At 55.7% G+C, this 24,724-nt stretch carries 26 protein-coding genes; 12 read left to right on the forward strand and 14 right to left on the reverse strand.

Going from position 1 to position 24,724, the window contains the following annotated elements:
• Nucleotides 1-366 precede the first annotated feature (366 nt).
• The 5 genes from queE (at nt 367) to ldcA (ending at nt 4,303) form a co-directional block, all read left to right on the forward strand.
• Nucleotides 367-999: a 7-carboxy-7-deazaguanine synthase gene (gene queE, locus ACFQUU_RS21970; protein ID WP_382250256.1), complete on the forward strand. Its 633-nt coding sequence runs from the start codon at nt 367-369 to the stop codon at nt 997-999.
• Nucleotides 999-1,445 carry a 6-carboxytetrahydropterin synthase QueD gene (gene queD, locus ACFQUU_RS21975; RefSeq protein ID WP_382250257.1) on the forward strand — a complete coding sequence of 149 codons (447 nt, stop codon included), beginning with the start codon at nt 999-1,001 and terminating at the stop codon, nt 1,443-1,445. The genes queE and queD overlap by 1 nt, the downstream gene beginning before the upstream one ends.
• A 6-nt stretch (nt 1,446-1,451) precedes the next feature.
• Nucleotides 1,452-1,949, forward strand: a complete 498-nt coding sequence (tadA, locus tag ACFQUU_RS21980; protein ID WP_382250258.1) for a tRNA adenosine(34) deaminase TadA — start codon at nt 1,452-1,454, stop codon at nt 1,947-1,949.
• 422 nt (nt 1,950-2,371) lie between these two features.
• Nucleotides 2,372-3,283 (forward strand): alpha/beta fold hydrolase, encoded by a 912-nt coding sequence (locus ACFQUU_RS21985; protein WP_382250259.1) that lies wholly within the window; start codon nt 2,372-2,374, stop codon nt 3,281-3,283.
• 90 nt (nt 3,284-3,373) lie between these two features.
• Nucleotides 3,374-4,303 carry a muramoyltetrapeptide carboxypeptidase gene (gene ldcA, locus ACFQUU_RS21990; RefSeq protein ID WP_382250260.1) on the forward strand — a complete coding sequence of 310 codons (930 nt, stop codon included), beginning with the start codon at nt 3,374-3,376 and terminating at the stop codon, nt 4,301-4,303.
• A gap of 3 nt (nt 4,304-4,306) precedes the next feature.
• On the opposite strand, the gene ACFQUU_RS21995 is transcribed toward ldcA, so the two are convergent.
• The 3 genes from ACFQUU_RS21995 to araD form a co-directional block, all read right to left on the reverse strand.
• Nucleotides 4,307-5,203: an aldose 1-epimerase gene (locus tag ACFQUU_RS21995; protein WP_382250261.1), complete on the reverse strand. Its 897-nt coding sequence runs from the start codon at nt 5,201-5,203 to the stop codon at nt 4,307-4,309.
• Between the two features lie 8 nt (nt 5,204-5,211).
• Nucleotides 5,212-6,084, reverse strand: a complete 873-nt coding sequence (locus ACFQUU_RS22000) for an SMP-30/gluconolactonase/LRE family protein (RefSeq protein WP_382250262.1) — start codon at nt 6,082-6,084, stop codon at nt 5,212-5,214.
• Nucleotides 6,085-6,190: 106 nt separating this feature from the next.
• Complete coding sequence (araD, locus tag ACFQUU_RS22005) at nt 6,191-7,912, reverse strand: L-arabinonate dehydratase (protein ID WP_382250263.1); 1,722 nt, start codon at nt 7,910-7,912, stop codon at nt 6,191-6,193.
• Nucleotides 7,913-8,259: 347 nt separating this feature from the next.
• On the opposite strand from araD, the gene ACFQUU_RS22010 reads away from it, so the two are divergent.
• The 3 genes from ACFQUU_RS22010 to ACFQUU_RS22020 all read left to right on the forward strand — a co-directional run bounded on the left by ACFQUU_RS22010 (nt 8,260) and on the right by ACFQUU_RS22020 (nt 11,512).
• The gene (locus ACFQUU_RS22010; protein WP_382250264.1) at nt 8,260-9,174 is read left to right on the forward strand and encodes a 2-dehydro-3-deoxygalactonokinase; all 915 of its coding nucleotides are present in this window, start codon (nt 8,260-8,262) and stop codon (nt 9,172-9,174) included.
• Between the two features lie 11 nt (nt 9,175-9,185).
• Nucleotides 9,186-9,821, forward strand: coding sequence for a 2-dehydro-3-deoxy-6-phosphogalactonate aldolase (locus tag ACFQUU_RS22015; protein ID WP_382250265.1), 636 nt, complete (start codon nt 9,186-9,188; stop codon nt 9,819-9,821).
• An 89-nt stretch (nt 9,822-9,910) separates the two neighbouring features.
• Nucleotides 9,911-11,512 (forward strand): ABC-F family ATPase, encoded by a 1,602-nt coding sequence (locus ACFQUU_RS22020; RefSeq protein ID WP_382250266.1) that lies wholly within the window; start codon nt 9,911-9,913, stop codon nt 11,510-11,512.
• 152 nt (nt 11,513-11,664) lie between these two features.
• Here ACFQUU_RS22020 and ACFQUU_RS22025 read toward each other — a convergent pair whose 3' ends face one another.
• Entirely contained in the window at nt 11,665-12,252 is a 588-nt protein-coding gene (locus ACFQUU_RS22025; RefSeq protein WP_382250267.1) for a hypothetical protein, read from the reverse strand.
• A 404-nt stretch (nt 12,253-12,656) separates the two neighbouring features.
• Here ACFQUU_RS22025 and nadA point away from each other — a divergent pair, with 404 nt between their 5' ends.
• Together nadA and nadC are read left to right on the forward strand one after the other, a co-directional pair.
• Nucleotides 12,657-13,796: a quinolinate synthase NadA gene (gene nadA / locus ACFQUU_RS22030; RefSeq protein WP_382250268.1), complete on the forward strand. Its 1,140-nt coding sequence runs from the start codon at nt 12,657-12,659 to the stop codon at nt 13,794-13,796.
• On the forward strand, nt 13,793-14,659 hold the full coding sequence (gene nadC / locus ACFQUU_RS22035; protein ID WP_382250269.1) for a carboxylating nicotinate-nucleotide diphosphorylase: 867 nt from the start codon (nt 13,793-13,795) through the stop codon (nt 14,657-14,659). Before nadA ends, nadC begins: the two co-directional genes overlap by 4 nt.
• Before the next feature lie 94 nt (nt 14,660-14,753).
• Here nadC and ACFQUU_RS22040 read toward each other — a convergent pair whose 3' ends face one another.
• From ACFQUU_RS22040 to ACFQUU_RS22070, 7 genes are all read right to left on the reverse strand, one after another.
• Entirely contained in the window at nt 14,754-15,077 is a 324-nt protein-coding gene (locus tag ACFQUU_RS22040; RefSeq protein ID WP_382250270.1) for a cupredoxin family copper-binding protein, read from the reverse strand.
• A gap of 48 nt (nt 15,078-15,125) precedes the next feature.
• Nucleotides 15,126-15,647: a DUF4142 domain-containing protein gene (locus ACFQUU_RS22045; RefSeq protein WP_382250271.1), complete on the reverse strand. Its 522-nt coding sequence runs from the start codon at nt 15,645-15,647 to the stop codon at nt 15,126-15,128.
• Between the two features lie 37 nt (nt 15,648-15,684).
• Complete coding sequence (locus ACFQUU_RS22050; protein ID WP_382250272.1) at nt 15,685-16,365, reverse strand: RNA polymerase sigma factor; 681 nt, start codon at nt 16,363-16,365, stop codon at nt 15,685-15,687.
• A 118-nt stretch (nt 16,366-16,483) separates the two neighbouring features.
• Nucleotides 16,484-17,737, reverse strand: a complete 1,254-nt coding sequence (locus ACFQUU_RS22055; RefSeq protein ID WP_382250273.1) for a type II toxin-antitoxin system HipA family toxin — start codon at nt 17,735-17,737, stop codon at nt 16,484-16,486.
• Nucleotides 17,724-18,050: a helix-turn-helix domain-containing protein gene (locus ACFQUU_RS22060; RefSeq protein ID WP_382250274.1), complete on the reverse strand. Its 327-nt coding sequence runs from the start codon at nt 18,048-18,050 to the stop codon at nt 17,724-17,726. The genes ACFQUU_RS22055 and ACFQUU_RS22060 overlap by 14 nt, the downstream gene beginning before the upstream one ends.
• Nucleotides 18,051-18,285: 235 nt before the next feature.
• Nucleotides 18,286-18,663 (reverse strand): DUF4148 domain-containing protein, encoded by a 378-nt coding sequence (locus ACFQUU_RS22065; protein ID WP_382250275.1) that lies wholly within the window; start codon nt 18,661-18,663, stop codon nt 18,286-18,288.
• Between the two features lie 343 nt (nt 18,664-19,006).
• Nucleotides 19,007-19,705 carry a TetR/AcrR family transcriptional regulator gene (locus ACFQUU_RS22070; protein ID WP_382250276.1) on the reverse strand — a complete coding sequence of 233 codons (699 nt, stop codon included), beginning with the start codon at nt 19,703-19,705 and terminating at the stop codon, nt 19,007-19,009.
• 221 nt (nt 19,706-19,926) lie between these two features.
• Between ACFQUU_RS22070 and ACFQUU_RS22075 the strand changes: the two genes are divergently transcribed.
• Nucleotides 19,927-20,826, forward strand: coding sequence for a hypothetical protein (locus ACFQUU_RS22075; RefSeq protein WP_382250277.1), 900 nt, complete (start codon nt 19,927-19,929; stop codon nt 20,824-20,826).
• Between the two features lie 127 nt (nt 20,827-20,953).
• Here ACFQUU_RS22075 and ACFQUU_RS22080 read toward each other — a convergent pair whose 3' ends face one another.
• The gene (locus tag ACFQUU_RS22080) at nt 20,954-21,349 is read right to left on the reverse strand and encodes a hypothetical protein (protein ID WP_382250278.1); all 396 of its coding nucleotides are present in this window, start codon (nt 21,347-21,349) and stop codon (nt 20,954-20,956) included.
• A 103-nt stretch (nt 21,350-21,452) separates the two neighbouring features.
• Nucleotides 21,453-22,454 carry a GlxA family transcriptional regulator gene (locus ACFQUU_RS22085; protein WP_382250279.1) on the reverse strand — a complete coding sequence of 334 codons (1,002 nt, stop codon included), beginning with the start codon at nt 22,452-22,454 and terminating at the stop codon, nt 21,453-21,455.
• Between the two features lie 95 nt (nt 22,455-22,549).
• On the opposite strand from ACFQUU_RS22085, the gene ACFQUU_RS22090 reads away from it, so the two are divergent.
• Entirely contained in the window at nt 22,550-22,996 is a 447-nt protein-coding gene (locus ACFQUU_RS22090; protein WP_382250280.1) for an MAPEG family protein, read from the forward strand.
• A 48-nt stretch (nt 22,997-23,044) separates the two neighbouring features.
• Here ACFQUU_RS22090 and nadB read toward each other — a convergent pair whose 3' ends face one another.
• Entirely contained in the window at nt 23,045-24,703 is a 1,659-nt protein-coding gene (gene nadB / locus ACFQUU_RS22095) for an L-aspartate oxidase (RefSeq protein WP_382250281.1), read from the reverse strand.
• Nucleotides 24,704-24,724 lie beyond the last annotated feature (21 nt).

The following is a 24,724-nucleotide window of genomic DNA, read 5'->3' on the forward strand; positions in this document are numbered from 1 at the left end:
CTGTATCCGAATTGCGTTTCCGGTCGACGGTGCAACGCTTAAACCTTGAACACATGGATTGATGAAGAATGGCAGGCGTCAAGCTCAGTCCGGATTTCCGTTATTGCAAGAGGAGTTTGGCTATAAGCATCATTACTGGGCATATCCTGCGATAAATGAGAAAATAGCGATTTGGGCTGATAACGCCGTGCCTTTTTCGTTCATTACAGGAAAATCGGGCGCAGACGTGCCGGGCGCCCGGAATCAGTCCTACTGAACGCCGCGTTTGGCTGCCAACCCGGTTGGCACATCCTCCCAGGCAAGACGTTCACTGCCTCTCCGTCGATAGGGGACGCAGCTGAACCAGAATGACTTCAGGAACACATCTTGACTTACAGTGTAAAAGAAATTTTTTATACCCTTCAAGGGGAAGGAACGCATGCGGGTCGGCCTGCTGTGTTCTGCCGCTTTTCGGGATGCAATCTATGGTCCGGACGGGAAGCAGATCGTGCCTCAGCCATCTGCAAATTCTGCGATACCGACTTCGTCGGCACGGATGGCGAACGAGGCGGCAAATACGATGCCGCTTCATTGGCGACCTTAATCAATTCACTATGGCCGGCGGACTACGCAACAACGAAGTTTGTTGTCTTCACCGGCGGCGAGCCGCTACTGCAACTGGATTCCGAACTGATCGACGCAATGCACCGGTGCGGTTTTGAAATCGCCATTGAAACCAATGGCACGCTGCCAGTACCCGCAGGTGTCGACTGGATCTGCGTCAGCCCGAAAATGGGATCGCAACTCAAGGTCACCAAAGGCAATGAGCTGAAGGTCGTCATTCCGCAAGCTGGTCAACCGCTTGATGATTATGCAAAGCTCGACTTTGAGCATTTCTACCTGCAACCGATGGATGGTCCCGACGCGGGAAAAAATACACATCTCGCAATCGAGCTTTGCAAACAGAAACCGCGTTGGAAACTCAGCCTGCAAACTCATAAATTACTGCAAATACCCTGATGCTCACGATTACAAGAAAACTCGAATTTGACGCCGGCCACCGAATCCCTGATCACAAAAGTCAGTGCCGCAATCTGCATGGCCATCGCTATACGCTGGAGATCACCTTGGTAGGTGCAGTGATCGACGTGGAAGGCAGTTCGGACAATGGCATGATCATGGATTTTTCCGACGTCAAGTCATTGGCGAAGCAGCATCTGGTCGATGTCTGGGATCATGCTTTTCTCGCTTATGAAAAAGACACAGCCGTACTCGAATTCCTGAACAGCCTGCCCGGACACAAGACAGTCATCATCGACCGCATTCCCACGGTAGAAAACCTTGCACGTACCGCCTTCGATATCCTGAAAGCGGTTTTCCATGACCGTTATGGCACTGGCCTGCGCCTGCGGAAAGTGGTATTGCATGAAACACCCAACTGCTGGGCTGAAATTTCCGAGGACTGAGCCCGTATGTCGCACGACACGATCTTCATGCAGCAGGCACTTTCACAAGCCCAGAATGCCTGGGCGTTGGGTGAAGTCCCGGTTGGCGCTGTTGTAGTCAAGGACGGCGAGGTGATTGCTACCGGCTTTAACCAACCGATCGGCACGCATGATCCGACCGCGCATGCCGAAATCATGGCCTTGCGCGCTGCGGCGACGATACTCGGCAATTATCGGCTGCCCGGTTGTGAGCTGTTTGTCACGCTGGAGCCCTGTGCGATGTGTTCCGGAGCCATGATGCATGCGCGTCTGTCACGTGTCGTATTCGGCGCGTCCGATCCCAAGACTGGTGCCTGCGGTTCCGTTGTCGATTTGTTTTCCCAGGAGAAGCTGAATCACCATACCGATATCGTCGGTGGTGTGTTGGCGGAAGAATGCAGCGCCTTGCTACGACAATTTTTTGCCGAACGCCGGCGCGCGGTACAGCGTGTTGCTCCAGCGCAAACTGAGTCCGACGTGAATTGAGCAGTATTCTGTAAATACACGTCTGGTCGTGTACAGTCGCCAGGTAATTTGCACAAAAGGCAAACACTGTAGCGACGACTCATGCATATTTTTCCATCTTAGCCGTCACTAATTACACAATTGCTTCCTTCTTAGCCAAACTGGCGCTATGCAGTGCAGGTTCAACCGCAGATCCATGCAGGCATGCGCCTTGCAGGTATCCTACGTGACAAATGGAAAGGAATAAGTGCGGTCAAATACCGTTTGGCAAGATCAGTTTCTGATCCGAAACATGAACTTTTCAACGTAATTTTCAACGTAAAAATGTTATAAGCACAACGCTTCGCGTTGGCATGCGTGGCTACAGTCCATGTGCTACATAAGCTACATGGGCCAAGTATGCCTTTCGTGTGCCGCAATAGTATTGAACCAGGGAGATTTGATTGCCAATTATTAAAGCCAACGGTATTGAGCTGGCGTACGACGTGCAGGGGAACCCGAACGGTGAACCGGTCCTGCTGATCGCTGGACTTGGCCTGCAGCTGATCTCCTGGCCTGAGAAGTTTTGCGAAACCCTGGTCAAGGAAGGCTTCCGCGTGATCCGGTTTGATAATCGGGACTGTGGCAAATCCACCAAAATGAGCCATTTTGGCAAGCCCAACCTGCATCAGGCCTTTTTCCAGTCACTGTTTCGCATGCCGCTGTTCAGTGGCTACACCCTGTATGACATGGCCAAGGATGCGGTCGGACTGATGGATGGGCTCGGCATTCAGAAGGCCCATATCGTCGGCGCGTCAATGGGCGGCATGATCGCGCAGATCATTGCGGCGCGTTACCCGGATCGTACGCACACGCTTACCTCTATCATGTCGACAAGCGGGCGCCCGGGCCTGCCCGGTCCGACTTTCGCAGCCAACAGTGCCATGTTTTCCAGCCCCAAGAATCCACGCGACTTCAATTCCGTGGTCGAGCATTTTGTCCACCTGTTCCGTGTGATCGGCAGTCCCGGCTATCCGACGCCCGATGCACTCTTGCGCAAACGGGTCATCGACAGCGTACGGCGCAATGCGACCATTAACGGTACCTCCAGGCAGATGATGGCAGTCGCCTCGTCGGGTGACCTGGTGGCGCAGCTGCGCACCATACGTCTGCCGTCACTGGTGATCCATGGTACCGATGATCCGCTGGTGCCGGTCGCCTGTGGTCGAGATACCGCTCGCTGGATTCCGGGCGCGATCATGCATGAAATCGAAGGCATGGGACATGACCTGCCGCCTGGACTCGAAGAACCCATCGCCAGACTGATTGCCGCCCATTGCCGTCACGAACTCGCGCCGGAAGCGCGTCAAGCCTGACACCAGTCAAAAAAGTCAAACGATCTTCTTCCTGACGCTACGATTCAGCATGGGTATGACACCGGCAGTCGATGGCGTTAAACTAGCTGCATGCACAATCCAAAACAAGTCACCGACATCACCATCGCCATCGTGGCGGCGAGCGGCTATGCGGCCGATCCCGATGCGGTCGCCCGCGCGACCACGCAACTTGAATCACGCGGATGCCGCGTAAAGAACTTCTACGACGCCGAGCGCAAGCATTTGCGTTTTGGTGGCACCGATGCTCTTCGCTTGCAACAATTGCATGCCGCCGCCGCTGACCCCGAGGTCGATGTGGTCATGGCACTGCGTGGCGGATATGGCTTGTCACGGCTGCTACCGGCACTGGACTGCGAACAGCTTGCAGCCAGCGGCAAGCTCTTTGTCGGACATAGCGACTTCACCGCGCTGCACATGGCTCTTCTCGCACAAGGCGGCGCGGTCAGTTTTGCCGGCCCAATGATCTGCGACGATTTTTCGCGTGCAGATCCGAGTGCACTGACGCTGGACAGTTTCTGGAAATGCATTACACAGCCCGAGTGCGCGATCGACCTGGTTGCGCCGGATAATCCCGTGCTCGACGTATCAGGAATACTCTGGGGCGGCAACCTCACCATGCTGACCCATCTTGTAGGAACGCCTTATCTGCCGCGCATTGAAGATGGCATCCTGTTTATCGAAGACGTCAACGAGCATCCTTATCGTATCGAACGCATGCTGTTGCAATTGTCTTATGCCGGCTTACTCCGGCAACAGGCAATCGTGCTTGGCGATTTTTCCGCATATCGCTTGTACGACTACGACAACGGCTATGACTTCGACAACATGGTGACGTACCTGCGAAGCACGCTAGGCATTCCCATACTGACGGGCCTGCCCTTTGGCCATATCCGCGACAAGGTCACGCTGGCCGTGGGAAGCCAGGCACGCCTGCAATCGGATGGGCGTGCTACGCGGTTGACGATGAGCGGCTATCCCATGCTCGCTAACATCACCTGATCCTCAGGTCTGATCTGCTGCAGCGCTGACCAGAAACTTCGCGCGCAACGCCATGCTGTCGCCATGGCCAAGAATTGCGAGGCCGGGCTGATTTTCCATGTGAAACGCATCAATCGGCTGGGTAATGGGTTCGAAACAAAAATAGTCCAGACCCGGCGGTCGATACATCAGGCTATAGCCGTTACAGTCGGGCATGACCATCGTCAGCGTCAACGCACGGTCGGGATAGGAAATGACCGCCTTGCCATTCCATCCATTGAAGCAGTTGTCGATCATTGGTCCCTCGAGCGGCGAGGGCGTGTTGTAGTCCCATGTCTCGGGAAAGCTGGTGACGTATTCCACCGGGATCGGGTCATCGCCGGACAGCCATACGCCTTCGGCTTTGGCCATCAGTCGGGTATGAGCATTCCGCATGAAGTAAGGGTGCAGCCCGAGGCCATATGGCAGGGTGTGCGGGCCGAGGTGGGTAACCGTCAGGTCGATCTGCAAACCGTCAGGTAGCAACAAAAAGGTTTGGGTGGCGCGATAGTGATAAGGATTGCCGTCGAAACAGTTCGATTCGATCGCCAGCTTGATGCGGTTCTCTGCACGTTCGGCAAGCTGCCATGCCTGCAGCCAGCCGTCGCCATGAATAGGGTAAGCTTCCCCTTCGCGATTGGGACGGATCGGATAGAACTTGCCATCATGCTCAAACCCGCCACCCGTGATGCGATTCGACCACGGCACCAGGGGAAAGCACGAAAGGGTGTAGCGATCACCCGATGCGCCGTCCCATGGACGGAAAAGTGGCGACCAGGCGTCGGCGAGTTTCCAGTCCCAGGCAGTCACACTGCCGCCGAGCTCGGGAGCAAGATGCAAACGTTGCGTTTCGGATTCAAGTGTAATGATGTCGGTCTTCATGGGGAGGATCATCCACGGAACTGGTTGGCAGGAACCCCGGCGATATCGAGGTCGAGCGCAAATAGACCTCCTGCCAGTGGCTCGCGTTCCAGTTGCTGTGGCGACAGTCCATCCGCAGCCGTCGTAATAAACATGGTCGTCAGGGTCGGACCGCCAAAAGCGCAGCTGGTTACCTGGCTGCACGGCAGCATGATGGTCCGCGTGACCTTGCCGTCTGGCGCATGCCGCGTTACCTTGCTCGCGCCCCAGTGTGCGATCCACAAGCCTCCCTTGGAGTCGGTCGTCATGCCGTCGGGAGAGCCTTCCTCCTGGCTGAACTGCAGGAATAATCGCTTGTTGGACAGTTCACCCCGTTCGAGGTCGAAGTCAAATGCAAACACCCGGCCGTTCACACTGTCATTGTGGTACATCGTCTTATAATCCGCGGACCATGCGGGACCGTTGGTCACGATGTAATCCGAATCCATGCGTGTGCAGCGCAGATCCGGGTCGAGGCGATACAGCGAACCGGTAGGCTTCTTGCCGGCGAAATCCATGGTACCTGCCCAGAAGCGGCCCATGCGGTCGCATTTGCCATCGTTGAAGCGGTTTGCGGGCATGCCGGTCTCGGCCTGCGCCAGCTGCATCATTTCTTCGGTCGCGGGATTGAAGTAAGCAAAGCCGTGTCGGCGTGTCATCACCAGGCCAGGCACTTCCGCGCGTTCGGCGATCGCAGAAACTTCTTCGTCAAACTGCCATGTTCGCTGTCCTTCGCTGAGGGAATAACGATGCAGCCGATGACCAAGTATGTCGACCCAGTACAGGGCGTTTTCGCGAATTGACCATAGCGGTCCCTCACCCAATGCCGCGTTGGCATTCCAAACGCATTCGGGAGTATTCATAGTGCGCCCTTTCTCAATGCGGGTTTAAAGCAGAATTAATCTGGATTCATGCAAGATCGATGAAGATCCTCTCGCGTCTGATGCGATCAATAGGATGTAGTGCAATCTAATGGGATTCACGCGGTACCCCTGCACCGCTGCTGCCAGCGAGGAAGTCGAGGTCGGCACCCAGATGGGCTTGCTCGACATGCTCGACATACAGCTTGGCATAGCCGCGCGTCGGCATTGCAGGCGGCACCCATTCCGCCTTGCGGCGTGCCAATTCTTCATCGCTGACTTCCAGATGCAGGCTGCGTTCATGGACGTCCAGCTGGATCATGTCGCCATTGCGTACCAGGGCGAGCGGGCCGCCGACAGCGGCTTCCGGCGATGTATGCAAAACGACCGTGCCGTAGGCGGTTCCACTCATGCGCGCATCCGAGATACGTACCATGTCGCTGATACCCTTTTGCAGCACCTTGCTCGGCAGTGGCATGTTGCCGACTTCCGCCATTCCGGGGTAACCGCGCGGACCGCAATTCTTCAGTACCATCACGCAGGTTTCATCGATGTCGAGAGCTGGATCGTCCAGACGATCGCGCAAGTCTTCGATCGACTCGAACACCACGGCACGGCCACGATGCTTGAGCAAATTGGCCGAGGCAGCGGATGGCTTGATGACCGCGCCGTTCGGTGCGAGGTTACCCTTGAGGACCGCGATGCCCGCATGGTTCATCAACGGGTTGTCGAGCGGTTTGATCACGTCGCGGTTATAGCAGGGTGCATCCGCGATGTTCTCGCCGATGGTCCTGCCATTGACGGTCAATGCATCACGATGCAGTGCATGCTGGATTTCGCGCATCACAGCAGGCACGCCGCCAGCGTAGTAGAAATCTTCCATCAGGTAGTGCCCTGATGGCTGCAGGTTAACCAGGCAGGGCATTTCACTGCCTATGCGGTCCCAGTCTTCCAGTGTGAGTTCAATGCCGATACGGCGTGCGATTGCCAGCAAGTGGATCACCGCATTGGTCGAGCCGCCGATCGCCGCGTTGACGCGAATCGCATTTTCGAACGCTTCGCGTGTCATGATCTTGTCCATCGTCATGTCTTCTTCGACCATCTTCACGATGCGTCGCCCGCTGAGTTGGGCAAGCCGGTTGCGCCTCGTGTCCGGTGCCGGGATCGCGGCATTGCCGGGTAGAGACATGCCCAGCGCTTCTACCATGCTGGCCATTGTCGATGCGGTACCCATGGTCATGCAGGTGCCGGACGAGCGGTTCATGCAACCTTCGGCTTCAGTGAATTCTTCCTGTGTCATCTGCCCGCCGCGCACCATTTCCGACATCATCCACACGCCTGTGCCGGAACCGATGTCCTTGCCACGGAACTTGCCATTCAACATGGGGCCGCCTGACACGCCGATGGTCGGCAGGCCACAACTTGCCGCGCCCATCATCAGTGCCGGCGTTGTCTTGTCGCAACCCATCAAGAGAACAACACCATCGATAGGGTTGCCGCGTATCGATTCCTCCACATCCATGCTCGCAAGATTGCGGAACAGCATTGCGGTAGGGCGCAGCTGGGTTTCTCCAAGTGACATTACCGGGAACTCAAGCGGGAATCCGCCTGCCTCAAGTACACCGCGTTTGACGAACTCGGCAAGTTCGCGGAAATGACTGTTGCAGGGTGTTAATTCGGACCAGGTATTGCAGATCCCGATGATGGGCCGGCCGTCGAATTCATCTGGTGGGTGGCCTGCCTTCTGGGTCCAGCTCCGGTGCACGAAGCCATCGCGATCCTGCTTTTCGAACCAGGCACGGCTGCGACGTTTGGGCTTTTCGGTGGTCATAAGTTTCTCGTGGGGATAGTGAACTGCGAGGAGAGGGTTTCGACTTAGCATCAATATTGAGTAGTCATCGTTTCGAAAGTTCAGGAGAAATCATGGCGGTGCAGGAAGCAAACGTGTGGAGTAGATGGTCAGTTCCCTAACCAATAAGGACAAACTGCAAGCCCGCGTAAACACTATGCGCCGGGTCATCGTGTGATGATTGAATGTGTTTAGCGGTTGGAAGCGTGTGGTCGACGACTATGCTGTTTATACGGCTGCACAATGCATGACAAATCGGTGCTGGCGACCGTGCAGGCTCACTGCAACGAATCCGGAAAATCCTGAAAGAAAAGAGAGGCAGGTTACCCATGACCGAATCCATATCCTCACTGAATGCGACACGGCTAGGCATAGACTGGGGCACGAGCAACAGGCGTGCCTATGTGCTCAATGCTCGCGGAGAACTAATTCATCAGCACAGTGATGACGCGGGTATTCTGCATGTCGAGCGGGATTTTGAAGGATCGCTGCGCAAGTTGTTACAGACACTGGGCTTGCAGTCTGCCGACATCGTAATGTCCGGCATGATAGGCAGCCGCAACGGTTGGCGCGAAGCACCGTACTTGTCAGTAGACCAGCCGTTGACCGCGCTGCACGACAACCTGATGGAGATCGATACCAGCATTCCTGGCGTACGCTGCCGCGTCACGCCAGGATATAAATACATCGATGTCAACGGCATTCCCGACGTGATGCGTGGCGAAGAAACGCAGGTCCTCGGAACGCTGTCGCTAAGTGCCGCGGACGGCTGGTTCCTGCTGCCGGGGACGCATAGCAAGTGGGTACGCGTTGAAGACGGCGGCATGACCGAATTCCTGACCTTCATGACAGGCGAACTATTTTCGCTGATGTCGCAACATGGGACCCTGTCCAAGGTGATGACCGAACAACAGTCGATTCCAGAGGCGTTCGCAGCCGGCGTACGGGCGGCACGGCATGGTTCATTTACGCACACCGCCTTCTGCTGTCGGGCTTTGGTCGTGACCGACATGATGCCCGCTGACCATACGGCGTCGTACTTGTCCGGGCTGCTGATCGGCACGGAGATTCATGACATCCTGCAGCGAACTCATGGACCGATGCGCTCGCCGGTCCAGGTTGTCGGCAGCCCAGGCTTGTCTGCCCGCTATCTTAGCGCGCTGGAACTGCTGGGTATCCATGCACGCGCATGGCAGCCCGATGGCGTCTATCTCGCGGCTCTTCGCGCTCTGTTCAAACTTTAAAGGTAATTACTATGGCTGCAGATAAATTTCATCCCTCACCTTGCCCATTGGTTGCGATCCTTCGCGGCCTCACGCCGGAAGAGGCGCCGATGGTCGGGCGCGTGTTGTTTGGTGCCGGCTTTCGCATGCTGGAGGTCCCGCTGAACCGTCCACGCGCGATTGAAGCCATGCGCATCCTGATCGACATGGCGCCGGACGATGCGCTGGTCGGTGCCGGCACGGTGTTGACCACCTCGGATGTGGATGCCGTCAAGGAAGCGGGCGGCACACTGATTGTGTCGCCCCATTGCGCCGAAGAGGTGATATCGCACGCGGCAGGCAAGGGAATGATTCCGCTGCCCGGTGTGGTGACTCCGACTGAGGCCTACCGTGCGCTTAATGCCGGCGCGCTTGGCCTCAAACTGTTTCCGGCCGAGATGATTCCCCCGCCTGCGGTAAAAGCCATCCGCTCCATTCTGCCTCCCGATACCATCCTGATGCCAGTCGGCGGGATTCATACCCAAAATATGGCTGCTTATATTGCTGCGGGAGCAACAGGTTTTGGCATCGGCGGCCAGTTATATCAGCCGCGCGTGGAGGAAGCGACGCTCAAGCGTTCGGCAGAGGCCTTCATGGCTGCCCGGGACAAGCTGCTGCAGGGCGCCTGAACACGGTTTTCGGCGGAAAGCCGGATTGTACGGGGTGCAGGATGGTAAAATGACCGGTTTCGTACTAATTTCGTAAAAAGGCTTTTCTAGTGCTCTCCACCGCAAACATTACCATGCAGTTCGGCCCCAAGCCGCTGTTTGAAAACATCTCGGTCAAATTTGGCGAAGGCAACCGCTATGGCCTGATCGGCGCCAACGGCTGTGGCAAGTCGACCTTCATGAAGATTCTGGGCGGCGACCTGGAGCCCAGCGCCGGCAATGTCATGCTCGACGCCAACGAACGTCTTGGCAAATTGCGCCAGGACCAGTTCGCGTTCGAAGAAATGCGCGTACTGGACGTTGTCATGATGGGTCACACTGAAATGTGGGAGGCGATGACCGAGCGCGATGCCATTTATGCAAATCCGGACGCGACTGACGACGACTACATGAAGGCCGCGGACCTCGAGGCCAAGTTCGCCGAGTACGATGGCTATACCGCCGAAGCGCGCGCAGGCGAATTGTTGCTGGGCGTGGGCGTGCCAATCGAACAACATCAGGGGCCGATGAGCAATGTGGCGCCTGGCTGGAAGCTGCGCGTGCTGCTGGCACAGGCATTGTTCTCCAACCCGGACATCTTGCTGCTCGATGAGCCGACAAACAACCTCGACATCAACACGATCCGTTGGCTGGAAGATGTGCTTAACGAGCGCAATTCCACCATGATCATCATTTCCCACGACCGCCACTTCCTGAACCAGGTCTGCACACACATGGCAGACATGGATTACGGTACGCTCAAAATTTATCCCGGCAATTACGATGACTATATGCTGGCGTCGTCGCAGGCTCGTGCGCAGCAGATGGCTGTCAATGCCAAAGCCAAGGAACGGGTGGCCGAACTGCAGGAATTCGTGCGCCGCTTCTCGGCCAACAAGTCCAAGGCCCGTCAGGCGACATCGCGTGCCAAGCAGATCGAGAAGATCAAGGTTGAAGACATCAAGCCATCAAGCCGCCAGAATCCCTTTGTCCGCTTTGAAGGCGAGAAGAAACTCCACCGACTTGCGGTGGAAGTGCAGGGCTTGTCGAAAACTTATGACCGGTCGATTTTCAAGAACCTTGACCTGATGGTCGAGGCAGGTGAAAAGATTGCCATCATCGGTGCCAACGGTGCTGGTAAGACCACGTTGCTGCGCTCGATCGGCGGGACCGATATCTGTGGGCTGGCGCCGGATGGCGGTGTCGCCAAGTGGGCAGAAAATGCCAACGTTGGTTACATGCCGCAGGACCCCACCGAGGAATTCGCAGTCGACAAGAACCTGACCGACTGGATGGGGCAATGGACGCAGGAAGGCGACGACGATCAGGCGGTACGCTCGATTCTCGGACGACTGCTGTTCGGTGGCGACGACGTCAAGAAATCGGTGAAGGTGTTGTCGGGCGGCGAAAAAGGTCGCATGATGTACGGCAAGCTCATGCTGGGCCGTCACAACGTGCTGCTGATGGACGAGCCGACCAATCACATGGATATGGAATCCATCGAGTCACTCAACATTGCGCTCGACAAATATGCGGGCACGCTGATTTTCGTCTCGCACGATCGCGAATTCGTGTCTTCGCTGGCAAACCGCATTCTTGAAGTGAAGGATGGTGAAGTCATCGACTTCCAGGGCAACTACGAAGATTACTTGAAGAGCCAGGGCATCGAATAAGTAGCTGGTGGAGAGCAGGCAAGGCGTCGTGTATACGATTGCCTTGCCTTCACTGGCATCACATAGCTTGCATAGTTGCGCACGGGGTCGCCGAACGCTCGGGTGATTGTAGCTTTGTCACGGTGTCGCGCTGCGAGTGGGTTATGCCACGCTCAGCCGGCGAGCCCCATAATCGTGGTCATCGGTGGTGGTATCTCATTGAGATACAGAAGCTGGTCAAGTCGGTCACGCAGGCTGCGCGCCATCTCTGGTCCCTGTGCCTTCAACACCGCTTCCAGGTAAGGCTGACGCAACTGGCGGAATTCATCGATTGATGACGATTTTTCCACTTTCAGCTGTAAGCCATAACCACGCAGTCCTATCGTGCTCTTGATCGTCTCGGTGTAGAAGCGATAGATCGCTTCGAACTGCGATTGCCCTTCGGGAAGCACGGCATGTACGTCCGGATTTGCTGCGGCACTAGCAGTCGGGGCAACTTGTGTTACGGGCTCGGCGGCCACCGGCATACCGCTGGCGGTAGTGACAATGGTTTCTGCCTTTGCATGAATGAAACCCTGCTCGTGCAGGTCATTGAGATTCTGTTCAGTCAGGCCTATTCCTGACACCTTTTGCAGCAAATCCTCGGCCGTGTGTTTACCGTCGATCATCACAAGCAGGCTGCGAAGCCGCGGGGCCAGATGATGCTTGCGCGTCGCTATTTCCTCACGCCCTTTGTCGGTCTTGTCGAACACTGTGCTCATAGTTGTGCGTCCCTTGCGCAGCGCTTCGTTGCTACCGCGCGTCCCCAAATGTTCTGTTGCATCCTGGACGGATGTAACGATAGCCTCTCTTGTTCTTTGTGTCCTATAGGCAATGACGTACACGCCTACTTATAACGAAGCCGAGAGGAATGGACATTGATATTTGTCAGAACTAGTATGCTATCGAATCCCTCCGTCGTAAATTGTCATCTACGGCAAAGTAAGCCACATGTTGTTTCCATGAGTCAACTTTTCATGAGGATCGCCCCTTTAGATATTGTTAGTATTGAAATATTTCACAGTGCACCCAATTGTCGTGGATCAGGCATACTCCCGTTTCTATTGATTGACCTGCCTTCATCGATAATCGCTTAATACTGATTGCTCCGCCTCATTCCGAAATCATGCAGACCTTACCTATTAAAACCATTGAATTCGAGCGTCCACAAATGGACGTCGGCACCAGTTGCACTGCCAATGCATGGGCGCGTGTGCCGGCTGCCCCATCGGCGGCGGAAAAGTCGGCGCTGAAAGACCGTATCCGGCAACTGCTGAAGGAAAAGCAGGCAGTATTGGTCGCCCATTATTACGTCGATGCGGATTTGCAGGATCTGGCTGAGGAAACAGGTGGCTGCGTTTCGGATTCGCTCGAAATGGCACGCTTCGGTCGTGACCACACGGCCAAAACACTGGTGGTGGCTGGCGTCAAGTTCATGGGCGAGACTGCCAAGATCCTCAGCCCCGAAAAAACCATCCTGATGCCCGACCTCGACGCGACCTGTTCGCTCGACCTCGGCTGTCCGGCCGATGAGTTCGCTGCCTTCTGCGATGCGCATCCGGACCGTACCGTGGTGGTCTATGCCAATACCAGCGCGGCGGTCAAGGCGCGGGCCGACTGGATGGTGACTTCTTCGATCGGCCTGCAAATCGTCGAGCATCTGCATGCGCAAGGCAAAAAGATTCTTTGGGCACCCGACAAGCATCTCGGCGGCTATATCCAGAAAAAGACCGGTGCCGACATGCTGCTGTGGCAGGGATCCTGCCTTGTTCATGACGAATTTAAAGGCATCGAGCTGGAACTGCTGAAGAAGGAACATCCCGGCGCCAAGGTGCTGGTTCATCCGGAATCGCCGGAGGCAGTGGTGGCACAGGCCGATGTCGTCGGCTCGACATCACAGCTGATCGCTGCGGCGCAATCGCTCGACGCGCGTGAATTTATCGTCGCAACCGACAATGGCATCCTGCACAAGATGCGCATGGCGGCGCCAGGAAAAATCTTCATTGACGCACCGACCGCGGGTAACAGTGCTACCTGCAAGAGTTGTGCACACTGCCCATGGATGGCGATGAACGGCCTGCAGAATCTGGTCGATGTACTGGAGTCAGGCCGCAACGAAATTTACGTCGATCCCGAAGTCGGCCGCAAGGCCTACGTTTGCATCGATCGCATGCTGTCGTTCGCGGCGGCGCAGAAAGCCAATGTACGTCCAGGCAGCGACCTGGCGAAAGAACAAACCCTGTTTTCTGGAATCGGACCGGCATGAGCACACTCAACAATCCTTTCGCCCCCTTCGATCCCGCATTGCGGGCGGCCTTCGAATCCAACATACAGTTGGCACTCGCTGAAGATGTTGGCAGCGGTGACCTTACTGGCAAGCTCGTACCGGAGAATGAGTGGGTGAAAGCCCGCGTTGTGGTTCGGGAAGACGCTGTGCTGTGCGGCGCTCCCTGGTTTGAAGGCGTGATGAAACAGCTCGATTCACGCATTCGCATCGAGTGGCACTATGCCGAGGGCGAACGCATGAAGGCCGATACGGCAGTATGCGCCATCGATGGACCGGCACGTGCTCTGTTAACGGCCGAGCGCACGGCCTTGAACTTCCTCCAGTTGCTGTCAGGCGTGGCGAGCGCCACCCGTGAATATGCCGATGTCGTACAGGGGACGCGTGCTTCGGTTCTGGATACGCGAAAGACCCTGCCCGGACTGAGGTTGGCGCAAAAATATGCGGTGCGGGTAGGTGGCGGCAAGAACCAGCGCCTCGCGCTATACGATGGGATTCTCATCAAGGAAAACCACATTGCCGCGGCAGGCGGAATCACGCCCGCGATAAAGGCCGCGCAAGACCTCCATGCGGGAGTGTCGATTCAGGTCGAGGTGGAAAGCCTCGCTGAACTGGAAGAAGCGCTTGCAGCAGGCGCGGTATCCATTCTGCTGGATAATTTTTCGCTCGATATGATGCGTGACGCGGTTGCCATTACTGCCGACAGAGCAATGCTGGAAGCCTCGGGAGGCATCAACATGACGACTGTTCGCGCGATCGCAGAAACCGGCGTCGATCGCATTTCCATCGGCAGCCTGACCAAGGATGTAAAAGCGACCGATTATTCATTGCGTGTAATTGAGTAGAGCGACGAGGTGCCGGAACGACATCTCGTCGGTGCTGGCGCCGCTTTCCCGAATAGGGGATCTTACTGGTGACAATGCCGCTGGACCATACCCGCTATTTGACTACCAGGGTCCCTTTCATGGTCTCGTGGAGCGTACATAGATAAGGAAATGTCCCCGTTTTTTTCGCAACAAACTTCCATGTCCGGCCAGCGGCAATCGTTTTTGAATCGAAACCATTTTTTTCCGATGTGGCCGTATGGGGAAAAGGGTCCTGGTTTTTCCATATCACCGTGTCGCCGACATTCACTTCCAGATGCGATGGTGAGAACCGCATAGCCTCAATCACGACGGTATGTACCACGCCGTCCGGCGCCGCAATGGCTTGAGCGCCGGCACTGAGCAGTACAACGCCTAGCAGCCATGCGGTAAACCTCATGGGCCGCCAGGTCAGGTGGCTGTCCTGTCTGAAGTACATTGCGGGGCCTTACTTCATCGAAGCCTGGATTTTCTTTGCATGCTCAAGATGCGCCACAAACGCCGGGCGAACCTTGATCAGCGTGTCCTTAAGCTCGGCATTCTTCGCGTTTGGCACCAAGGTTTTATCCAGCGCGTCGATCACTGATTGATGATAGGTAACTTCGTTATCGACGTAGGCTTTATCAAACTCCTTGCCCTTTAATCCTTTGAGTTTGGCAAGGGTTGCGTCGCCAGCTTCCTTCAGGCTTTTACTGATGTCGCTGTCTTCAGGCGTCACATTCAGCTTTTTAACGAGCGCAGTCGCTTGTTTGTTGACACCGGTGTGGTCGGTCACCATTTGTTTTGCAAAAGCTTTTACTTCCTTGTTTTTTGATGTTTTCTCCGCGAGCTTGCCAGCGTCGATATCAACCGTATTGGCGGTGACTACGATACCTGCAATCTGGGCATCATTGGGGGTGGATTGGGCGAATGCAGTCGCGCTGATGGCGAACACTGCGCTGGCGACCAGAGTGGAAGTTAACTTGCTCATGGTGATTCTCCTTCGTTATGCTTAGTTATAAGTGGTTTCAGTTTTTGCTTTTGTCCTGGATATTGAGTTGTCTTAGAACGCCATCAACAATTCGGTCACAGCGTTCGCCTGCAAAGCCAAACGCTCCCTCAAGAGCAAAATCGATTTCCCGAGACAGGGATTCTCGCAACATGCCCTTCGCCCGGAAGTGACGGGTCCGGACTGTTGCTTCCGGAATCGCGAGTGCAATACTCACTTCTTCGACGGTCATCTCTTCCAGTTCTCGCAGCACGAACACCGTACGAAAGCTTTCAGGAAGCTCGTCTATTTTTTTTTCCAGCAGCCGTCGCGTGTCCGCTCGTACCATCGACGCCTCTGGTTGTTCCGTCTGGTGGTCTTCAATGGCCATCTGACTTCCTTGGTTTTCCGGTGCAATGTCACCGTCAAGATGGATGATTTCTGCTCTGCGCGATGTCTTTCGACGTCGGGCAATCGCCTCATTGACCACGATACGTGTCAGCCAGGTCGATAGCTTCGCCTCGCCTCGAAACTTGTCCATGGACCGGTAAGCCTGTATGTAGGCGTCCTGCAGCACATCCTCCGCCTCGGCATCGTCTTTCAGTACACTCCGTGCGGCACGGAACAATGCCCGGTTGTGGCGTCGCATCAGCAGCACGAAAGCGTCCTGTCGACCAGAAATGATTTCCTGGGCCAGCGCAGCGTCGCTGAGATGTGTCATTTCGTCTTTTACGGATAAGGGCAGCATATAGGGGGTCACATTCTTGTCAGGCTTACACATTAGATGAATGGGATTCCGGCTGCGTTCCGGGGTTTTAGCTTTATCGCATCAAAAAATCTTAGCCTTCAGCCTGCAGGAAAACGCCCAAGTTATTGCGCAAGCGCTGTTCCATCATGATTCTAAGCTCGTGGCTCAGGAGCGACTCGACATGCGTGAAGGCGTGTTCGATACGCCGAAGCAAGCTGTTTAAATACGCCGCAGCGTCTTCCCGGCTGTTAAAGCCAAAGCGAAGAGCATCCGCAAGCACTGCCTCCCGCGAAATATCAAAGCGGCTGGTTGAAAGCTGCATTGTGAGTGTCCTGGGCTGTTCGTCGGGGTTGGGAACTACATCGAAAGCCGGCGAGAGCCGCCATTGCTTATCTTCCGGGCTATAGATGGCCGCATGGTTGCGTGGATGGTCGTCATCGTTTCCGGCAACGGCATTGAACACCATGCGCCCAAAGAGTTCGAGCCGATCTTCGGGCGGTGCGCCAATGCGCTTGAGTTCCTCAGCCAGTCGCGGATAACTCCAGCGTGCGGTTTCGTCAGGCGCGGTGCCTGGATATTCGGTTTGCAGCAGCGCAGCGCCGCTGATCGCCATGATGCGTCTGTCGGCCCGGCGGTCGAAGCGGAGGACGCGCACGACGCTGAGGCCATCGCTAAGCTTGTGGTGCACGGTCTGAGCGAAGTTCAGGCCGCAAGCACGTCCCCATTGCTGTGCGAAGTGTTCGAGCAGAGGTATATCGGCAATGTCAGTAGGGAGAAAGGGTTTCACCAGCCAGAACTGCCCGGCATCCTGGATAGTGGTTTTAGGACGAGCGCCACCCAGGCTCGGAGTCGCCACCAGGCGCTTGCGCAGCCTGGCATCGATTGCCGGGCGGCGTTCGAACATGGCCAGGAGCTCTTGAGCCAAGGCTTCGAGTTGCGGCAGTCGCGGGCTCGACAGAACTGACACTGAGGGCTTGGGCGACTGTCCGATTGCCAGGGCTCCCCAACGATCGGCATTACTTGCCAAATAAAGATACCGGGAGTCATGTGTATTTGCAGGAAGATTGTGCTCCCGCTGGAGCAGCATTTTTCCCCAGGCATCAGGGCAGGCGTCGCGCAGCACGTCATGCAAGCCACGGTAGCGCTTAGCCTCCCATTCCATTCCCGGCACAAACGGCAGGTTGACCGGGTCGATAGACCAGGCGTGCCCGGCACGCGCATAACTCGGCGCATACACGAACCTGCCTGTAGACATGTCCTGGTCCAGTTGGTAGCGACCGACCGTTACCCATTCGCCGTTATCGGGACGCTGCAGATAGACATACAGCGGCTTAGAAGTCGTCATCTTCCGCCTCCCTGGCGACCGGACGGACGCGCTTGCGGCCAGTCGAATTCCACAAATTTTGCGGCAGGGCAGGCACTACCACATCCAACATGCCGAGCACATACAGTGCGGCAAAATAAAGACCAATGCTGGGGCGGGTGTCGCCGCTTTCCAGACGGCGCAGTGTGCTGTCAGAGATCCCCATGCGCCTGCACAAATCTTCTCGCCGGATTTGCTGAGTGATGCGCTGGGTCTTGATACAACTACCCCACAAGTGGAGCCTTTCTTGCACGAGTGTTGGCATCGCTTCCGGCTGCAGGATCTTTTTAGGCACGTATATTTTCCTCCATAGATTAAGGATTATATTGAATAATCCCTGTTCTATGGAGAATTTCATTAAAGAAACTTGTCATAGATTAAGCATTGGAATATCTAATGCTTAATCTATGACAGGTTTTACCTTCAAACCCTATAGATGCAAATAGATCTGTGGATACAAAAAAACAAAAAGCCGCTTTAAAGCGGCTTTTTGTAGTCACGGTGTTACTTCAGCAGGCCTGCGGCGGGGCTTAGTTCAAGCTCGGTGCTTTGCCGGTGTTGGCAAGGCGTGTGTTTGCATTCCGGTTTTGCAGCACAGGGTATTGACCCTCAAACTCCTGTTGAGCCAGTGCATACGAACCATCTTCCTGAGCTTGCCTGAGTTCGGCCATCACTTGGGCACGTGTCTTGGTCGAAGCGAACTTGGCATCGGGCGCAACAAACTCCCGGCCGCCGACGACATAGTCGCCATTTTCCTGGCTGTCTTTCAACTCAGCCATGACTTCAGCACGTGTGCGGGTCGACTGGAACTGGCTGTGGTCGACATAGGGATAAGTTGCATCAGCAGCGAAAGAAGCGCCGGTAGCGGCAAACACGGCAACGGCAGCGATCAGTTTTTTGACATTCATTTTAATTCTCCAGATTCAGTGATTAAAGACTCAGTCTCGGCGGTTCAGGCAAAACGTCTGCCGTCGGGGCTTGCCTCGGTGAGTCGCACTTGATTCCTTGTGTGCTCATCGATGAAGCAGAGTTTGGTCATTGCTGGAAACGAGATAAACCGCGATTGCAACAATTGGTTATTGCGTAATCTGGAATAAAATTCGCTCTATATGACAAGAAAAAATGTCAAGCGTGTCGGGCGCACTGCATTTTGAATTGCTGCTGCCTGACGGCAACTGCTGTCTGCGAGAAGCATATTTCTGATGGAAGAAGTGACCGACACAGCTTATGTCCGAATCAAGGCACTCCTGTTCAACGCTTGCGCGATGACTTAACTTGCTCTCGTTCTGCCCGGTTCTTGTACCAGGCCGCCGGGTCTTCAAAAGTGCTGGCCATGAGCCGCAACATAGCATCCTTAATGACCGCCAGCGAAATGCGTCCTTTAGATTGTTCGAGATAGTAACGGTAGCCGAGGAATTCGATGCCAGTGAGCATCAGCTCGACCAACAGGGCGTTCTTCAGTTTTCCCCCGTTGTCAGCGACGATTTTTCTGTAAAGGTCTGCGATCGTCAACAGCACCTGGGGTCGTAATTTCGACACGGGTGACAAAGGGTCATGGAGTTCCACGAAGAACGGTCTTAGCAGGGCTCCCTGAGCCTTTGCCCAGTCCAGATAAAGATCTACTGCCTTGAGCATCTTTTCTTCCATACCTGCATCCGCCGGAATCTGTGTCACGAAGCGTTCCACCAGTCCTTGATGGGCACGGGCAATCATCAGCCTAGCTGGTTCATCAGCGTTACTGAAGTGCCGGTAAAACGTTGGTCGCGACAGGCCCGCCTTGTGCAGGATGGATCTGACGCTCAAGCCGTGATAGCCGGATTCCGCATAGGCAGCGGCGGTCGCATCGAGAATGCGATTGCGAATTTCCTCATGGTCCGCTTCGGTTTTGGCGGGACGTCCACGCAATTTAGGCTTGGTGGCGGTGTCGGCTTTGCTGATAGTTGAGCGCATGGATATCGCGTCTGATGTTAGTGACTCGTCCCCGGGTAGGGGACGTCACGGTATTTTCGAATTGTATCCCGACTTTAATCTGAATCAATTTCCCTTGTCGGTGTCGGTACCCCCGCTTGAATTAAGTTGACACGAGTGTTAATTTAAATCGCCAGTCACGGCGCTCTCGATCGGCCGGTCTGGCGTATAGAAAAACATACTTAAAACTAATGGAGACATCTATGACGATCACCTTGAAGCGGGCCGCAAGTAGTGCTGTCTTTTTGTGTGCAGGATTGCTGCTGAATGCAAGCGCAGTGGCCCAGACCAGCTTTTCAGCAAGCTATAACGGCGCTGGTATATACGGCGGCAGCTGCACCAGCACCTACAACATCTCGGGCGTCGAGCCAAGTACCTCGGGTAGCTATCCCGTCTTTGTGTATGTGGTCGGCACCATGGAAAACTATACCAATGCATCCGCCATGGCCGCCGTCAATAAGATGGCAGCGAAAGGTTATGTGGCGGCTACTATCGAGTATGCGAGTTCGCAATTCGGGACCTGTTCCGTCATTGGCGCCAAAGCCAGTTGCGCATTCAATCCCAACAACGCGGTAAGCGCAATTTCGCAAATCTGCTCTCGCGCCAAAGCGGATTGCTCCAAAGGCGTGGTCGTCGCGGGATTTAGCCAAGGTTCCATCATGGCAATCCTCGCGAAGAACTACGATGCACGGATACAGGCAGCTTACGGAATCGGAGCAGGCGTAGAGTATTCTGGCTATGACCTGCGGTCTTGTGTTGCTAATGGAAGCCGCAGCCTGCAGAGCGATCGCCTGCGTGCAGTCAACGGCGAAGTGGATAACTTTAACGGCGGATCGGCATCGGCTGCACGAAGCCAGTTGCAGGAGCTAACCGGCCTTAATTGCGGTACTTCAGCCTATGGCTGCCTTAACACTAACAATAGCGGATGGCTGATCGTCAAAAATTCTCAGGTATACGACGGCAGTGCCGACCACTGCTACATGCGGCGTTCCGGTGGCTGCTTCGGAAGCCAGAGTTTGCTTGACTCCGGATGGCAAAGCGGGACGCAGAACTGGCAGCTTGATGCCAATCTGCAGTGGCTGACTAACTTTACGAGCAAATAAACACCGTAGCTGTGCCGGCGCCATCCGGGTTTCGATCGGGATGGCGTGATCGAATGCCATGGTGAAGGGCCAAGACAATGAAGTAAGAGTGGAGTAGCCCCGCAGCCACACTGACTTGTCCGAACTGTCAGGCGCCACCACCTTGTTTCAAATGCGCATTGGCAGCAATTCTAAACAGCCAGGCCGAACCGACAAACAACACGATGAAAAATCCATTTAGCAACAGGATTTCTGCTGGCCCGCTCCACGGCAGACCCAACCCTGCGGACAGCGCTATGACTGTGACTAAGGCTTGAGCAAGCGCCATGGCAAGCAACGCGTGTGACATTCCGTGAGGGTGAAGGCGCGCGATGAGTGTACCGATGATTCCGACAGCGAGCACCCCGAAATACATCAGGTTGGCCGGGTCGCCATCTTTTCCGATGATGCCAACGCCAAGACTCAGCCAAACGAGGAGTAACATTGCCACAAGCGCAACGCTGATGGCGGCTCGATACGCGGCATTGCTTACAGGTGTTCGCATGAATAATTCTCCCAGATGATCTTGGTCCGCAGCCAGCGATATTTTTGCGCCAAGTTACGACGAAGCAGCCTGGTTGAGGAAGGTTGAGTCTACTTCCTGGTATTCAATGTCGCAAACCAAAGCGTACGCGGTATTCGCGCGGTGTCAGCTGTGTCCAGCGCTTGAATGTTTTGCTGAAAGTGGCAACGTCTGCATAGCCGCATTGATCAGTAATTTCCGCGAGAGATAGCCGGGTGGACTCAAGCAAACCTTTTGCCCGCTCCACGCGTAGCTGTTGTGAATATTGGATCGGGCTCATCCCGGTGGCTTCCTGAAAACGCCGCAGCAATGTTCGGGAACTGGTATTGCAATAGGTGGACAGCTCCGCAACAGTCCAGGTCTGGTCCAGTCGTTTATTAAGCCAGCGCCGTGCACGTTCAATGACGGCATGACCCGCATCCTGAATCATGGCCGAGGCAACGTAGGGTGCCTGGCTTGCGCGATTTCCATCCATGACCAGAATCTTGGCCGTCATTTGTCGCAGTTCGGCTCCGCCGAAATGGCCGACCAGCCAGAGCGCCAGGTCAAGCGAGGAGGTAACGCCACCTGATGTCACAAACGGTCCGTCTTGCACGATAAGCTCTTCCGCATCGAGTGTGACGAGCGGAAATTGCTGCCGGAAGTAGGCCGCGAGCCACCAACTCGTCGTCGCACGCCGCCCATCCAGCAATCCTGCATGTGCAAGCAAGCATGCGCTTGAACAGCTGGCAGCCAGTAACTGCCCGGATTGGCTGAACGCTTGAACGGCGTCGGATTCAGGCTTGAGCTGCTTGAGCAGGGGCACGAGGTCGTGCAGGGTTCCGTGATCTATTCCGGGAAGCATGAGTGCGTCGGGCTTCGCCGTCGCCAATGACTCGGTCTGAAAGGTAAGTCCATCAATGGCCACGATGTTTTCCTCACGTGCGCTTAGCCATCGGCCACGGAAATGAACGCGCTGTGACGCAGGACGATATAACGCCAGCGTATTGGCAATCCGGAACACATCAAGCGGGACGACAGCGCTGCTGCGCAGGCAGCAAGGATAGACCAGCACACCAATGTCAACGATGTTGGATGAAGAAGTCATATGGCGGATTAGACCATATGTTTGTCGATTTCGCCAATAGTGTGACAACGGTCATGCCGGGATAATGCATTGCATGTTCACAACTTGAGGAATAAATGATGTCTGAATATCCCGCACTGCCAGCGTTTGCCCTTGCGCTCGTTGCACTGTTCCTGAAAACGACGATGACAAGCTTGTTGCAGGTAGCCGTTCGTTTCAGGACACGCAGCTTTTCGGCACCGGAAGATGCGAAATGGGCGGGCGTACCCTTGGCCTCTGTGGAGGCAAACCTTGTGCAGCGTTGTAACAGTGTCTGGCGTAATGACGTGGAAAACCTGCCACTGTTTCTCGCACTGGCGCTGAGTTACGTACTGCTCGGCGCGACGCTGGCGTCCGCAAGCAAATTATTTGCGGTCTATGTAGCGCTGCGGTATTTGCATACCGCCGTCTATTTGCGCGGGCTGCAGCCGTGGCGCGCCATATTTTACTTGGGCGGGATCGCTGTCTGTTGTGTGATCGCCGTGCAAATCATCCGGATGCTACTTGTGGTTGGCCCCGTATAACAAGGGTGATTTGCCAAGGTGCGCAGCCGTAACAGGGTCAGGCGAGGATTATCGACGCTGAGGTGACAGTACCGTTGGCAACGCCTTCGGCAAGGTCTCAGGATAATCCTGACTGAAATGCAGGCCGCGGCTCTCGCGGCGTGACAGGGCGCTTTCCACAATCATCGACGCCACGTCCACCAGATTGCGGAGTTCGAGCAAATCGCGCGTGATGCGGAAATGCGAGTAGTACTCGTAGATCTCTTCACGCAACAGGCGGATACGGTGTTGGGCTCGCTCCAGGCGCTTTGTGGTGCGGACAATACCGACGTAGTTCCACATGAAGCGACGCAACTCGTCCCAGTTGTGAGCGATGACCACTTCTTCATCGGCATCGGTCACACGGCTTTCATCCCACGCGGGCAGGGGGAGTTCTCGTGGTTTTGCCGAAGACTCGATATGCTGCGCGGCCGCGCGGCCGAGTACCAGGCATTCAAGCAGCGAGTTGCTGGCCAGGCGATTGGCGCCATGCAGACCCGTGTAGGCGGTCTCGCCGACCGCATACAGGCCCGGCAGGTCGGTGCGCCCGCACATGTCGGTAACGATGCCGCCGCAGGTGTAGTGGGCCGCGGGTACCACTGGGATGGGTTGCCTGGTGATGTCGATGCCCAGTTCCAGGCAGCGCGCATAGATCGTCGGAAAATGCTCTTTCAGGAATTCCGGCGGTTGATGACTGATGTCGAGGTCGACGTGATCGAGGCCGCGCTTCTTGATTTCAAAGTCGATGGCGCGCGCAACGACATCACGCGGTGCGAGTTCAGCGCGTTCGTCATGCGACTCCATGAAGCGGGTGCCCGCCGCTGCGCCGGCACCCTGCGGAAGCTTGAGCAAGCCACCCTCGCCACGAACTGCCTCGCTGATCAGGAAAGACTTCGCATAGGGATGGTACAGGCAGGTTGGATGAAACTGGATGAATTCCATGTTGGCTACACGGCAGCCCGCGCGCCATGCCATTGCAATGCCGTCGCCGGTCGCAGTATCCGGGTTCGTGGTGTAAAGATATACTTTTCCGGCACCGCCCGTCGCAAGCACGGTCTGGTCGGCTGCAAGCGTAGTGACCTTGCCGGTATTTACATCCTGTACATACAAACCCGCGCAATAGGGTGTGCCGCTCGTGCCTTCAATCTTGTCGGAGCGAATGACATCAATGGCATAGTGGTTTTCCAGCACCGTGATATTGGGATGCGCGCGTGCCTTCTGTTCCAGCGTAACCTGTACCGCGTGGCCCGTGGCATCGGCTGCATGAATGATGCGGCGCTGACTGTGGCCGCCTTCACGCGTGAGGTGGTACCCGAGTTCGGCGGTAGGGTCGCGGGTGAACGGCACACCCTGTTCAATCAGCCATTCAATCGCAGTACGGCTGTTTTCGACAATGTTACGCGTGGCCGCCTCATCGCACAGTCCGGCGCCTGCGACCAGGGTATCGGCAATATGCTGTTCATGGCTGTCGCCGGAATCAAGCACCGCGGCAATACCTCCCTGGGCCCAGTTACTGGCGCCGTCGAGCAGGTTGCGTTTGGAAATGACCGCGACTTTGCGGGTTTTGGCGAGATGAAGGGCGACGGACAGGCCGGCGAGGCCGCTTCCGACAATGGCAACGTCAAATTTCATAAGATGAGCCTGGGTGAGCTGCGTGGTTTTGCTGCGTTTACATACGTTGCTCGACATCTTACCACCTGACAATGCTGA

Source organism: Herbaspirillum sp. GCM10030257, from assembly GCF_042666555.1.
GTDB lineage: Bacteria > Pseudomonadota > Gammaproteobacteria > Burkholderiales > Burkholderiaceae_D > Noviherbaspirillum.

Coding starts and splice junctions, on each gene's coding strand:
- ACFQUU_RS22065 (WP_382250275.1), bottom strand. CDS start 18,663: ATGAATGTCAAAAAACTGATCGCTGCCGTTGCCGTGTTTGCCGCTACC.
- ACFQUU_RS22085 (WP_382250279.1), bottom strand. CDS start 22,454: ATGACTTCTTCATCCAACATCGTTGACATTGGTGTGCTGGTCTATCCT.
- ACFQUU_RS22050 (WP_382250272.1), bottom strand. CDS start 16,365: ATGACACATCTCAGCGACGCTGCGCTGGCCCAGGAAATCATTTCTGGT.
- nadC (WP_382250269.1), top strand. CDS start 13,793: ATGAGCACACTCAACAATCCTTTCGCCCCCTTCGATCCCGCATTGCGG.
- queD (WP_382250257.1), top strand. CDS start 999: ATGCTCACGATTACAAGAAAACTCGAATTTGACGCCGGCCACCGAATC.
- ACFQUU_RS22045 (WP_382250271.1), bottom strand. CDS start 15,647: ATGAGCAAGTTAACTTCCACTCTGGTCGCCAGCGCAGTGTTCGCCATC.
- ACFQUU_RS22090 (WP_382250280.1), top strand. CDS start 22,550: ATGATGTCTGAATATCCCGCACTGCCAGCGTTTGCCCTTGCGCTCGTT.
- ldcA (WP_382250260.1), top strand. CDS start 3,374: ATGCACAATCCAAAACAAGTCACCGACATCACCATCGCCATCGTGGCG.
- tadA (WP_382250258.1), top strand. CDS start 1,452: ATGTCGCACGACACGATCTTCATGCAGCAGGCACTTTCACAAGCCCAG.
- ACFQUU_RS22025 (WP_382250267.1), bottom strand. CDS start 12,252: ATGAGCACAGTGTTCGACAAGACCGACAAAGGGCGTGAGGAAATAGCG.
- ACFQUU_RS22000 (WP_382250262.1), bottom strand. CDS start 6,084: ATGAATACTCCCGAATGCGTTTGGAATGCCAACGCGGCATTGGGTGAG.
- nadA (WP_382250268.1), top strand. CDS start 12,657: ATGCAGACCTTACCTATTAAAACCATTGAATTCGAGCGTCCACAAATG.
- ACFQUU_RS22080 (WP_382250278.1), bottom strand. CDS start 21,349: ATGCGAACACCTGTAAGCAATGCCGCGTATCGAGCCGCCATCAGCGTT.
- ACFQUU_RS22070 (WP_382250276.1), bottom strand. CDS start 19,705: ATGCGCTCAACTATCAGCAAAGCCGACACCGCCACCAAGCCTAAATTG.
- ACFQUU_RS22075 (WP_382250277.1), top strand. CDS start 19,927: ATGACGATCACCTTGAAGCGGGCCGCAAGTAGTGCTGTCTTTTTGTGT.
- ACFQUU_RS22055 (WP_382250273.1), bottom strand. CDS start 17,737: ATGACGACTTCTAAGCCGCTGTATGTCTATCTGCAGCGTCCCGATAAC.
- ACFQUU_RS21995 (WP_382250261.1), bottom strand. CDS start 5,203: ATGAAGACCGACATCATTACACTTGAATCCGAAACGCAACGTTTGCAT.
- nadB (WP_382250281.1), bottom strand. CDS start 24,703: ATGTCGAGCAACGTATGTAAACGCAGCAAAACCACGCAGCTCACCCAG.
- ACFQUU_RS22040 (WP_382250270.1), bottom strand. CDS start 15,077: ATGAGGTTTACCGCATGGCTGCTAGGCGTTGTACTGCTCAGTGCCGGC.
- ACFQUU_RS22015 (WP_382250265.1), top strand. CDS start 9,186: ATGGCTGCAGATAAATTTCATCCCTCACCTTGCCCATTGGTTGCGATC.
- ACFQUU_RS22010 (WP_382250264.1), top strand. CDS start 8,260: ATGACCGAATCCATATCCTCACTGAATGCGACACGGCTAGGCATAGAC.
- araD (WP_382250263.1), bottom strand. CDS start 7,912: ATGACCACCGAAAAGCCCAAACGTCGCAGCCGTGCCTGGTTCGAAAAG.